Origin of the sequence: Pseudoalteromonas sp. APC 3495 (assembly GCF_030407645.1) — a bacterium.
Lineage (GTDB): Bacteria > Pseudomonadota > Gammaproteobacteria > Enterobacterales > Alteromonadaceae > Pseudoalteromonas > Pseudoalteromonas tetraodonis.
Genome location: NZ_JASDDA010000001.1, coordinates 116,362 through 129,656, shown reverse-complemented (window position 1 = coordinate 129,656; position 13,295 = coordinate 116,362). Strand labels below are relative to the sequence as shown.

At 38.8% G+C, this 13,295-nt stretch carries 8 protein-coding genes; 2 read left to right on the top strand and 6 right to left on the bottom strand.

Translation table 11 applies throughout. From position 1 onward, the window contains the following. Positions 1 to 201: 201 nt before the first annotated feature. Positions 202 to 1,983, bottom strand: a complete 1,782-nt coding sequence (gene aceK, locus QL984_RS00560; RefSeq protein ID WP_290171861.1) for a bifunctional isocitrate dehydrogenase kinase/phosphatase — start codon at positions 1,981 to 1,983, stop codon at positions 202 to 204. Between the two features lie 117 nt (positions 1,984 to 2,100). Between aceK and QL984_RS00555 the strand changes: the two genes are divergently transcribed. Both QL984_RS00555 and QL984_RS00550 read left to right on the top strand, forming a co-directional pair. Beyond that, the gene (locus QL984_RS00555) at positions 2,101 to 3,048 is read left to right on the top strand and encodes a LysR family transcriptional regulator (RefSeq protein WP_290171860.1); all 948 of its coding nucleotides are present in this window, start codon (positions 2,101 to 2,103) and stop codon (positions 3,046 to 3,048) included. 109 nt (positions 3,049 to 3,157) lie between these two features. Next, complete coding sequence (locus QL984_RS00550; protein WP_013465068.1) at positions 3,158 to 3,604, top strand: hypothetical protein; 447 nt, start codon at positions 3,158 to 3,160, stop codon at positions 3,602 to 3,604. Positions 3,605 to 3,615: 11 nt separating this feature from the next. Here QL984_RS00550 and icd read toward each other — a convergent pair whose 3' ends face one another. The 5 genes from icd to QL984_RS00525 form a co-directional block, all read right to left on the bottom strand. Continuing rightward, positions 3,616 to 4,866, bottom strand: a complete 1,251-nt coding sequence (gene icd / locus QL984_RS00545) for an NADP-dependent isocitrate dehydrogenase (protein ID WP_290171859.1) — start codon at positions 4,864 to 4,866, stop codon at positions 3,616 to 3,618. 263 nt (positions 4,867 to 5,129) lie between these two features. After that, the gene (locus tag QL984_RS00540) at positions 5,130 to 5,870 is read right to left on the bottom strand and encodes a glycosyltransferase family 2 protein (RefSeq protein ID WP_290171858.1); all 741 of its coding nucleotides are present in this window, start codon (positions 5,868 to 5,870) and stop codon (positions 5,130 to 5,132) included. 98 nt (positions 5,871 to 5,968) lie between these two features. Then, positions 5,969 to 8,653: a 7TM diverse intracellular signaling domain-containing protein gene (locus QL984_RS00535; RefSeq protein ID WP_290171857.1), complete on the bottom strand. Its 2,685-nt coding sequence runs from the start codon at positions 8,651 to 8,653 to the stop codon at positions 5,969 to 5,971. A gap of 15 nt (positions 8,654 to 8,668) precedes the next feature. Beyond that, complete coding sequence (locus QL984_RS00530) at positions 8,669 to 10,939, bottom strand: TonB-dependent receptor (protein ID WP_290171856.1); 2,271 nt, start codon at positions 10,937 to 10,939, stop codon at positions 8,669 to 8,671. Between the two features lie 87 nt (positions 10,940 to 11,026). Further along, positions 11,027 to 13,276, bottom strand: a complete 2,250-nt coding sequence (locus tag QL984_RS00525) for an NAD(P)-binding protein (RefSeq protein ID WP_290171855.1) — start codon at positions 13,274 to 13,276, stop codon at positions 11,027 to 11,029. Positions 13,277 to 13,295: the final 19 nt, after the last annotated feature.

The window sequence follows — 13,295 nt, the reverse complement described above, 5'->3', positions numbered from 1 at the left end:
TTGGAGTTAACAGCGCCTTAAGCACAAAAATTCAGTGCTGATTTAATCAGTTTATTGGCCTTTGTGGACTAACCTTTGTTCAATTTAGACCGAACTCGTTGGGCAGTACATGTTCTGCATTTATGCTGCGTTATCAGCAATTGCAGGGGAAGCATTGCCTAAAAACACAACTTCGAATTTAACTATGAAAGATAAACAAAACTATAAATTATTAAAACGCCAGCTTTGTTTATAAGGATATACATCAGGAAGCTGACCTTGCTCAATACCTTGCTGGGTCATTTGCCAGTACTTTGCCGTAAATAAATCACTATGATAATGATTAAAATGGCTAAAGGCACTGCTACTGGCACTAAAAAACACCTTAAATTGACTCGGGAATATATCATTTTGGTCTATATCAAAATAAGAATGTGAGCTTATTTCCTCTAACGCGTTGTCAGTATTTGGCACTTCTCTAAAATTACAATCAGTAAGAGGGCAAATTTCATCGTAATCATAAAATACCACTCGCCCCCAACGTGTCACACCAAAGTTTTTCATTAGCATGTCACCGGCAAAAATATTAGCACTGGCAAGCTCTTTAATCGCTTTACCATAATCAACCATCACCTGCTGCAGTGATTTACTGGTACATTGACCGATATATAAATTAAGCGGTGTCATTTTTCGCTCAACATAGACATGTTTGAGTATTAACGCTTTGCCCGAAATAATTAAGCTATCACCAATGTGTTTTTTCATTTGTGTAAGCAATTCATCACTAAAACGACTTAAATCAAAGGCTAGGTATCTAAATTCATGAGTATCAACTAATCGCCCTACTCTATCAGCCTGTTTTACAAAGTTATATTTATCTTTTACCTGCTGTTTTGTCGCCGTTTTTGGTGCACTAAATTTATCTTTTATTACTTTGTACACATAGTCTAGGCCATCAATTGTAAAAACAAGCATCACCATACCTGGTGTACCTGGCGCTAAATGATATTTATATTGCTCGGGGCTACTTTTAGTCGTGTCCACCTTATAGCGATAAAATTCTGTTTTCGCATGTTTAATAAAACCTATCGCATTAAACAATTCAAACCGTTGTTTGTGAGGCATTAACACACTTAAGTAATCTACATACCGTGCAGGTTGGTCGGTATCTACCATAAAGTACGTGCGCGCAAAGCCAAATAACAAGCTCAGCTGATCAGCGCCCATCATTACAGCATCAATTGTAAGCCCGTCAGGGGTATTTAAAATGGCTATTGCAAAGGGCATATTATCGCCATTTTTAGCAATACATCGTCCTATTACATAACACGCTTTATTGCGGTAAAAGTGTGAATTGGCGTACTCAATATAGCCGTCATTTAAACTTATTAGCTCATACACTTGTCTGCATTGTTGCTGCGCCCCTTGGGTTAACGTTGCTTGTAGTTTAGCTAAGTCCTCGTTTAAACTTTTAAATGGCACTCTAAACACTTGTTCATTAACTAAGGTTTTAACTGCGCTATCAAACCCTTCTTTTAAGGAAATACGACTCACTAATCCTTCATAAGAACGTGGTTGCCCCCGGTACTTTGCTTTTAAGACAAATAAATGCACCGTACGAATTTTTTTATCATCCCAAATAGCGCCAAAAGTAGAATTAAAAAACGTATGTGCAATTGGCTGGTTTTCATGCTCTTTAACCATTTCGCCATAAATATTTTTTGCACGTTGCCATGTTTGTGGACAGTTTAGTTCATCATAGGCAATCACTTTAACGGCCTCACTCACCTGCTTTACTTGACGCTCATACACTTGCAAGCGCGCTCGCATTGCCGCTTGCACCTCATGATATTGGCGTTGTTCAAAGCGACTTTGTGCCCCTAAGGTAATATTTAAGAACTGTGCAAACATAGCTTCAAAGCCAGCAAATACAGCGCGTGCTAACTTAGTGGCTATGAGTTCTTGTACAGGATTGTGGGTAGACGTTAACGACGTGCTAGGCATAGTATAGGCGCTTCTATTTTTAGCAATTATGCTGATTATTTTTTATTAGAGGTTTACACCTTAGCAAGCACGCTTTAATTTAGATAATTAATACAGCAAATAAATAAAATTGATCATATGAATATAAGAAATGTCGATCTCAACCTACTCGTCTATTTAAATGTATTAATAGATGAAAAAAGTGTGTCTAAAGCGGCCAATAAACTCGCATTAACACAACCGGCTATGAGCAATGCGTTAAAACGCCTAAGAGATTTATTTGACGATCCTTTGCTGGTACGAGCTGCGGGCTCCATGACCCCAACAGCTAAAGCCCTTGCCCTTAAGCCCGAAATTGAAGCGCTGTTAAAAATGGCAGAAGAGATCACGCAGCCCAGTGAGCAGTTTAATCCGGCTACCGCCAACGTGACGTTTCGTATTATGGCAAACGATTATTTAGAATCGACGCTAATTGCCCCCTTTATTTGCGAGCAGCTAGCTAAAAATCCGGGCATTGACTTCGATGTACTTAGCCCCAGCGACGTTAACCTACAGGATATGGAAAAAGGCACTATCGATTTGGCAATAAACCGTTTTAATGGTCTGCCGCGCTCTTTTCATCAAGCTACTGTATGGCGAGATAACTACTGTTGTTTAACCCATCCACATAATCCATTTTTAAACGATGCAAACTTAGACCAATACTTAAAAAGTGAACATATTTGGGTTAATCGAGCCGGCTGGGGCCCCGAACCCGCTGTAACCAATAAATCAGGTAAACAAAAATTAGGCTGGGTCGATGAGGCATTATGGCAATTAGAACAAACACGTAAAATACGCGTATTTACTCGTCATTACATGATTGCCAGTTTACTGTGTCAATCTGAGCAACTTATTGCAACCCTTCCGCGTCGTCAAGCAAAGCTTTTAACTAGCCATACTAATTTAGTGATTAGCCCTGTGCCATTTCAAATCGTCCCCATAGAAATAAAAATGATATGGAGCCCGTTATTACATCATACACCAGCGCACCAATGGCTTAGACGCGAGTTGTTGGCGTTTGCAAATACAGTGATTGATAGGTAAAGAATTAAAATATTGATCAAATCAATATCAGTTATTGAAAACAACAATTTCATTAATATTACACTTAGCGCTACAGTGAAGTTAAGCCAACAAACTAAGAGTAATAATTATGCAAACATCAGCAAGCTTCACACAACAAGACGGATTATTCATTGATGCAAATTTACATCAATTCATTGAACAACAATTGTGTCGTAAAACAACACTTCAAACGCAACACGTTTACCAAGCGTTAGCCACGCTAGTTGATGAGTTTGGGTGTGCATGTCGTAAAACCAAACACCAAGAAAACGACATTCTCGACGTGAATACTTTATTAAATGCATATCAACGTAAAAGTCATCCACATTGTCATGTAGATGCACAAACAACCGCAGCCGTTCTAGATGAATACTGTTGCCAAGTGCCTGCGATTATTGTGGTTGCTTTAATGGATACGCTTAGTGGCACACTCTGTGATGAGCCAAGCGCCCATAAACTTTACCACAGAGCTGCAGAGCTGACAGAGCGTCCATGCGTTCATCGCGAGCAAACAGCTAACGCCTCTGCAGCGTAAAATGCTGCCCTTTAAAAGTGCTCGATAACCTTGTTGGCAAATTGTTTGCAACTTAAGGTTGTCGAGTTATGATTTGATTGAGCTAAATCAAATGTAACCTGTCCACTGGCAAATGTGCTTTCAAGCGCGTTTTCAATTAAACAAGCAGCCTCACTCCATCCCATAAACTTAAGCATTAACACCGCACTCAATAAGCTACTGCTCGGATTTGCCTTATCTTGTCCTGCTATGCGCTCAAATGTACCATGTGTGGGTTCAAAAAACGCAACTTCGGTATTTAAGTTTGCCGTGGGCATAATCCCTACTCCACCGACTTGTGCACTGAGCATATCGGCTAAAAAGTCTCCGTTTTGATTAGTGGTGGCCACCACATCAAATTGGCCAGGATCCATTAAACACTGCTGAAGCATGTTATCGGCAATTACTTCTTTAATAACCAGCGGCGGTAAATCAGCACGTTGTATTTCAAGCCAGCGCCCGTTTTGATGCTCAACGGCAGCGTATTCACGTTTGGCCAGCGTAAATCCCCAGCGCTTAAATGCGCCATCGGTAAACTTAAGTACATTGCCTTTGTGAACTAAAGTGAGTGATTCACTATTATTTTTTAGGGCATAATTAATTGCATAGCGTATTAATCGCTCTGATCCCTCTTTAGAGATATTTTTAATACCTAAACCACATTCTTGGGTAAAACGAAGCCGAGTTACGCCCATTTCTTCACATAAAAAATCGAGCATTTTTTCATTTTCAACACTGCCCGCTTGCCACTCAATTCCTGAGTACACATCTTCACTGCTATCACGTAGCACAGTAATATGCGTGGTAAATGGGTTTTTTAATGGTGACGGTAATGCACTAAATCCTTTAATGGTTCGCATATTTACATACAAATCCATTTCATGGCGAAGCGCGACATTGAGCGAGCGAAATCCGCCTCCAAGCGGTGTTGTTAAAGGGCCTTTAATCGCGATTTTACAATCTCGTACTGCATTAATCGTTTCTTGAGGGAACCAATCACCGTCATAAAGCTTGGCAGCTTGCTCACCATTGTAAACTTGCATCCAATGAATTTTGCGTCTTGCGCCATAACTATGCTCTATGGCGGCATCCACTACTTTTCGCATCACTGGCATGACATCGAGGCCGACGCCATCACCATCAATATAAGCAATAATAGGGTGTTCGGGTATATGCCACTGTCCTTGTTCATCAATAAGTATATGTTCACCATTTTCTGGCACAGTAATATGTTGATATTGCATTGTTAACACCTAGAAAAACATCCTCTTTTCATTAAAGCATGTTCGTTAATAGGTGTCTGTAATTGCATTTTTATAATTGATATCACCGCAGCGAATAACTGCACGGTATTCACTATTAGTAAAAATAAGGGAACGATTTTTTAACCAAGGTGGCATCAGGCATTTTATTTAACACCCGACCAAATAGAACATTACTGAGTAGAGCATAACTGCAGATTAATTTTAACCACCGGATGATTATAAAATTAACCTGCTAAGTGAGATTATTTATAATAGGCAAATAAGTATTTATTAAAGCTATATTGACTTTGTATAACCGCAATAACAAATCCTGCTTTACCATCTAAAAAGCCACGTCTTAAAAAATAATGGCGGATAAAAGCAAAAAAAGCGGAACTACTTGCCTTCAAGAGTGATGGTTTTTTACCCTTATTTACCATTTGCTCTGCACCTATGTGCGCATAATGGTTTCTTTTATTCATATAGCCAAAAATATCTTCATGCTGAAAATGTAATATATTTTCTTTCAACTCAATTGGTTTACAATCAAGCATTACAACAGACTCATGCACTAAGTTTTGGTTATAACCTGTTATTTTTTTGTTGTAGATACGCGCAATACGATCAGGATACCAGCCGCTGTGTCGAATAAATTGGCCACAAAAATACGTTAAACGGTTAAGCTTTAAAATATTTTTCTCATTGCATTTTGCCAATGTCGTTATTATTTCTTCCTTTAAACGCTCACTGACAACTTCATCACAGTCAATTGCAAAAATCCAATCGTTAGTTGCTAATGCTTCTGCTCTTCGTCTTTGCTCACCAAACCCTTGCCAGTCATCACGCACAAATACTTTATCTGTGTATTTATTTGCAATAGCACGTGTTTCATCAGTGCTGCCTGAATCAAGTACAATAATTTCATCTGCCCACTTTACTGACTCTAAACAACGCTCAATTGTATCCTCTTCATTTTTACATATAATACAAACAGATAGCTTCACAGAATTTCCTTTTTAATTACGTTGTATTTGAAAAATAACCTTCGCATTATAAACAGATCATAACCACAGAGGAAATAAGGCTTTTAAAAGGGTATCCATTAAGCTTCTAAAATAACATCAATAGCATTGAGTAAAGCTTCAACTTGGTGTGTATCAAGAACAGCAGGCGAAAGCTTTAAACTCGCTTCCAATCCAACAGCCAGTTGATACAGTGCTTGGCATTCAAACATCCCTGCCGTTCCCTTAATCATATGTACGCTGCGTTTAAAACCGGTTATATCACCCTGCTTAAATTGCGACTGTAATGTGTGTTTTTGTTTTTTTAATCCTTTAATGTATTCTTGCTTGAGCAGTGCAAACTCATCATCAGGCAGCTTAATATTTTCGCATATATCAATATCAAGATAACTTGCGATTTTACTACTAAAACACCGTCTATCGATGGGTTTGGCAATATGATCGGTAAAACCTTGTTTTAAATAACGATCGACTTCATGCTTCATCGTGTTCGCAGTAAGCGCCACAATCGGTGTTGTTACTCCTGTTGCTTGCATAATATTAATTGCTTGTTCACCATCCATAATTGGCATTTGAATATCTAATAAAATTAAATCAAATTGTTCATCAAGTGTCGCTTGTGCAGCATCTCGGCCATTTTCTACTGCCACCACAGTTAAACCCATTCGCTCTAAAATCCGCTTAATCAGCTGTCGGTTTTCTGGGTGATCTTCAGCCACGAGTACCCTACCAATCAAATTTCGCTGGTTACTATTTAAAGGGAGCTCTTTGTTTTGTGACTTACAGATATCGTCAAATGCGTAAACCCATTTTGTATGTTCCGTTGTATGCAGTGCCATAGTAAAACAAAACTCACTGCCGCTACCGAGTACAGAATAAACCGTAATATCCCCATCTAGTTTAGTTGCTAAGCTTTTTGATATGTTTAATCCAAGTCCAGTGCCACCGTATTTACGAGAAATCGACGAGTCAGCTTGATGAAAGGGAGTAAATAGATCTTTTTGCTCACTGTCGGTCATACCAATTCCCGTATCTTTCACTTTAATAATTAGTTGTTTTTTATTACAGCTAACCGTTAGCTTTATATAACCTTGGCTGGTAAATTTAAGCGCATTGGTTGCTAAATTTAATAATATTTGTCTCAATCGAGTTGGATCTGAGACTATCCAATCAGGTAGCGGAAATTGATAATCAACTTTAAATTTTAAGCCTTTATCACGAATTTGTTTTCCTAATAACGATTCGATTTCAGCAATAGTGGCAAACAAGTCCGTTTCAACTAACTCTATCTCTAGACGGTTAGCCTCAATTTTTGACATATCCAAAATGTCATTAATTAAGCCAAGAACATGACGACTATTTTGCAAAATCACCCGAATGCCATGGTTTCTCTCATGAGGCTGTATATCACCTAAAATAATACCATCAGCATAACCAATGATTGATGTCATTGGGGTGCGAATTTCGTGGCTCATATTGGCTAAAAATCGACTTTTAGCTTCACTTGCATCACGAAGTTCTTCAGCTAATTGTTGTAACTCTTGAGTACGCAACTGTACTTTGTGTTCTAAATTTTTAGTCAACTCAACATTCTCATGGTGTAAAATGCTAAATTTATTTGCCACGGCAAAAGCAAGTAGCACTGCATCGAGTGCGGTACCAATGAGCCCAAGTAAATAGAGATCTATCTTTATAGGTTCAATTAGCCCTAAATTAGTTAAATTGCCGACCATATTAGGAATGGCCATCGCCAAATACGCTAAAACAAAATAGCGAGCGGGCTTAAAGCCACTTAACCAACTTCGTATACCAACAATCATACCCAGGCACAAAGTAGCCCCCGTTACTAAAGTAGCCCATATAAAGCCAAAACCTGGCCAAATGATTGCAAATGGAGTACCTGCGGTAGCAATAATGCCCAAGTAAATTGAAAACCGTGATAATTGAGGAGACGTTTCCTTTAATTTAAGTAAGCTGTTAAAAAATAAGATATTTGTGATGGGAATTAAGGTAAAACCTAGCCAATGAAAATGGGCGTTGTAAAAACCAAAAATTTGATGTGGTATATGAAAAAACTGACTCCAAGCTAATACCCAGCACGCGGTAAACAGGGCGTAATACAAATGGGTTTTATCTCTATCACCCAAGTAAATAAGAAAATTGTATAAACCTAATGCAATACCAACCCCAAAGCACAGCAGCATAATCATGTTATCTGATGTTTTTTTCACAAAAAAATCATCATAAGGTGAAAGCACTAATTTAGGTGGGGTGTAAAAGTATTCACTTTGAAATTTTGCAATTAATATGTAGGGCCGATTAGGCGTCAGCTCGATTCTATTACCATAATGAAATGCAAACTCATTAGGGTAAATGCCACCCGTTGTATAACGATTTATTGGCTCATCAAAATTCGACATATCATAAATACGCGTCTCAATTTTTGAAAGCAGCGTGTTATAGGGATATAACACAAGTTCATTTAAATCAGTTTTGTTTTCCAGCTTAATCACAAACCAAAAACTACCACCAAAAAACGATGTTCTCGATTGTGGTTGCTTTTTTTCAAGCCACGTTTCTATATCGCTATGGTCTCGGGGAAAAGCGCCATCAGTGACTTGAAATACACTGCCTTGATTAAGCAAATCAGTATCTTGTTGTTTCAAAGTATAAGCAAAAGGCTCAAGTGCATTTGCCACTGCTAAATTGCTAAAGCATATAAATACACAATATATAAATAGCTTTAGAGCTGCCTTTATTGGCATACTTTGCACCTTAAATTAAAACTGATAACTAATATCCAAGCCAAAACGCCGGCCTTCACCCTTAAAATCTTCAAGCATGCCAAGAAAAGAACTTAAATCAAATTTTAAGTGACTGTATTGAGTACCAAAGAGGTTTTTACCCCAAATGGCAACCGCCCAGTTATCGTGTTGATAGTGTATATTGGCGTTAAAAATACTATAGCTGTCTTGCATCGCATAGGGGTTTTGATTCTGATCAAAATAGTAATCGGATTGATAATCAACTAATAATTGAGTAGTTAGTGGGTGATTAGCCACCTCAAAAGTGTATTCAATACCCGCACTGAGATTCCATTTTGAGGTAAACGGCAAACGATTATCAGTTAACGCATTCCCTAGTGGATCAACATATTCTTCAAACTCTGCATGAGGTATATAACCCATAGCAAACTTAACATTCAAATTATCGGTCAGCCAATACTCAAGATCAGCTTCTAAGCCGTAAATAATGGAGTCAGCCACATTTTCTAATAATTGAATTGGCGGGCTCTGCTCAGATGTTGAAGGCTGATTCATAAAGACTTGTTGATCATTATAATCATAATAAAATGCAGCCCAGTTAAATCGAATACCCTGCTGTGGCCACCAGGACTTTGATCCGATTTCATGTGAGTTTAACCGCTCTTTTTGATAGTCAGCGAGTTGGGCCTGTTCAACCGATGATAAAAAGCCACCGTTATAGCCTCCGCTTTTGGCGCCATTAGCAAAACGATAATAGGCGTAAGTTGAATCATCGACTTTAAAGTTCACTCCTAACTGCCCAGAAATGCCATTATCTGACTGCTCTCCTTGAACACGATAAAATGGAACCTTAACCCCTGTTAAATCGTCAGCATCTATAACAACGTTAAGCTGAGATACTGAGTCGTAGTCTAACGATTCATAAGAGTAACGAAGCCCTGCAGTGATCAACCAATCTTGGTTTAATTGATAATCGAATTGCGTAAACGCGGCCATACTCTTTGTGTTTATTTTATTATTATAAAAAAAAGTAGCGGTTAAATCTGTCGCTAAAATTCCCCGATAGTCCCGTAAAATATCATTTACATTATCTTGAACAATAGACTCATCAGCATAATATATTCCCGTCGTTAAAAAATGCTCACCCAACTGAGATTGCAATCGCAATTCTTGCGTCACCAAATCAGTATTTAACCCTAAGTTGCCCTCACATAACTGTGCGGGAGAGCCATCACAATTAAAAGCATGGTCCCGTTTTAATTTGTTATAACTGCTTAAAAAAACAAGCTCATTGTGTGTGTCTAATTGCCAATTAGCATGGGCGCTAATGCCCTTACCATCTGTTTTATGAGGCGAATTATTATTTACGCTGACTGTATAAAAATCAACACTGGCATCATTAAAGCCAAAATTATCAAAACAGCTGGTTGAACCCGCTTGTGCTGGCGAGCATCGCTCTCCTGTTAGTGGATTAGCAACAATTCCAATACTGCCAACCGGCTGTACTATGCCATCCCAATCGGCAATATGCCCTTTTATCAATAGCTGTACCGTGTCAAAATCAGCTAAAAAAGAAACTCGGCCATTCGTTTGTCGCATGCCAGCTTTCGGTGAGTCGGCAAAAATATTGTTAGTGGAATAATCATAATCTTGATGATTAAGCGCTATACGAACGGCAGTGTTTTCACTAAGTGCTGAATTAAACATAGCATCAATACTGGTCGCATTGTTATTAGCAATGCCAGTGCTTAAATAACCACTTTGTTCAAACTCAGGGCGTTTAGAGCGGATTAAAATAGCGCCCCCTGTAGAGTTGCGACCAAATAAAGTGCCTTGAGGACCACGCAAAATATCAATTTGTTCAATATCAAATAAATTAACAATTTGGTTACTTGCAGAGCCAACAGCAATGTCATCAACATACATCGCCACAGGGGATGTATTCGCCGTATTGTAATCAACTAGCCCTACACCACGAATGTTAACCGCTGGCGGTGTGCCTTCCGCTGCGTTTTGACTAATTTTTAGATTAGGCGCAAATACAGACAACTCTGTCGAATCTTTAACGTGTTGTACTTGAAGATCATTACCTTTAATGGTGCTTACAGAAATGCCAACTTCTTCAATTTTTTGCGCTCTTTTTTGCGCATAAACTTCTATGATTTCCATATTACGCGCATTCGCACTTTCATCATCTACAAGTACTTTCGCCTGCAGCGGCAGTAAAAAGCCTGGTAAGCATATCAACCCTATTTTCTTATTGAGAAGCTTGCCTTTATTTTTCATTTCTTGTGACCTTTACGCTAGACAAATGTAAACAGCATGTTTAATTATATACTAATCAATCGATAATACGGTTATATGAATAATATTTTAATGTTTGAGGGCTGCAAATGCATCTTCGCCACTAATGTGTTGTGGGTAACCTACCATTGCTCTTGCTGTTTGCATACCAGCCATGACAGCCGCTTCAACACAACCCGCATTAACGCCTGTTTTTATCCAGTCACCGGTAATAAAAAGATTGGTAAATTGTGTTTCATCGGTTGCCAGACGATATTGACTTGAGCCTGCAACTGACAAAACATAGCGCTCACTGGGATCCACATTTACTCGCCAGTATTGAGCATTTAATCGTTCATCCCCTGATAACTGAGAGCCATGCAAAACAGACCAGTCAAATTGATTATTTTGATACGCTAATGGCCAAATAGCCTGTATGTTATTTTCTAGCATACCTTTAAGATTAGCTTTTACTTGCGATTTTGCTTGAAAAACAAATTGATGTTCACTTTGTGGCGGGTAATAGTCACAAGGAAAAACACTGCAAAAGTAAGCAATGTTTTTAGGAGAACAATCGATAGGCCATTGCTCTTTGTCGATTAAATTCATCATCGCCGCCCATGTATCAAATGGTTCGCTAAAGCTACTGAGAATGGGGCCTTCTTTGCTAGGTGGCCTATATTGCCAACCTAATTGCTCGTCAGTCTTACTAAGCCACAATTGGGCTGCCTGCGTTGCCACCGTTTTAACTTGCTTTGCTTGAGCTGCAAAATTTGTATCCAATGCAAGTAAAGAAGGACATACATGTTCAAGTGAGGCAACAGATACGCCAAGAATAATCCTGTCAAAGTCATCTTTGTAGCGTAATTCTTTTATTGGTAGGGGCTGCCCAAAATGGTTTTCATATTGAGCAGGCCAGTTAGACCAAAAAGATTCTAAATTAATATTATGCTGTTTTAATAGTGCGGCTTGTTCACTATTAATTTGCGCATAAAGCGGCTCACTTGGCCAACAAGGTAGTTTTTTCACATAAACAAGTGGTTGATATTCAGCATCTGATTTCAAAGTAACTTGTTGCTGTAACTTAATTACCTCAACAAAACGTTCACCCTGCTCATTTAGGCTGGGTTCCAGGTTTTGCAATTGATGGAAATACTCAAACTTAACCCCTCTTTTTTTTAGTAGCTCATACAGTGGAGCAAAAATGACATCGCCCATCCCCGCTTGCATTTTCCACATAACCCCTCCGCGATAACACAGCGCAATACGTAACATAGCTAGTGATGCAACACCGGCTTCAACATTAGGCTTACTGATGTCTCCATCAGCGTAAGCAAATACTAAATCATAAAATCCCCGTATTGGCGCAGAGTTAGCACTGTACTGCTCATTTGCCCCATTTCTTATCAGCCACTGTCTAAAATCAAATTTGTTTATGACCCCAAACCCATCTCGATATACTTTGTCTTTGACCAGGCCAACCAACATTGCAATAGCAAGGTCTGCACAAATATATAATCGTCTAAGCTGCGCATTATTGTCTAATAACTCAATCATTTCGCTATTTAGCCAACGCTTTAGTTTTCTAACTATATACCAAATGACAAGGCCATCTTTTTTCTCTTGTACTTGGGGTTTTAATGTATTGTCAGCGTGAGCAAACTGATTTAATTTACTTATTAATAAGCTGGGAGTAGAGGCTATTTCACTCGAGTATTGTTTTATATCATCAGCAAAGTGTTGCCAAGTTTCCTCTGTATCATCAACCAAGTCCGCTATTTGTTGATGTAAATGGCGTAATAAAGACTGATCACGAGATTTTTTTGTGCTCAAATTTATATTTTTATTGGCTTTTTTTGCGGCTAATTGTAAATCAAGTATCCACTTTGTTAGCCAAGCTAGGGTCATTTTAATAAAGTCCCATGGCGTAATATCCAAACTACCCTCGGCAGGATTTCCAGGTAATAAGGGGAAATCTATTGGCCATGTTTGCCATTGATCATTAATATATTCTTCCAGTGCTATAAAACTATGCGGCTTTAATGCTTGCTGCCATGTAGATAAAGGTGAATCGACTGGGCGTTGTAACTGAGTGTAAACCGTTTCTATTGTTTTAAAGCTATTTACATAAGCACCAAACCATACATGCAAGCCATGCTCTTCAATACGCTGCCCACGAGCCGCATTACGGCCACTTGCGCCTTTACCACCTAAACGCCAACCTTGTTGGTATACAGTAATAGTTCGATGCTGTTGCCAATCACGCTGCTCGGTTAAATACAGTGCAGCAGTCATAGCCGATACACCGCCACCAATTATCACAATTTTTTCTTGGCCCATGATAAATCCTTCTAAGTAA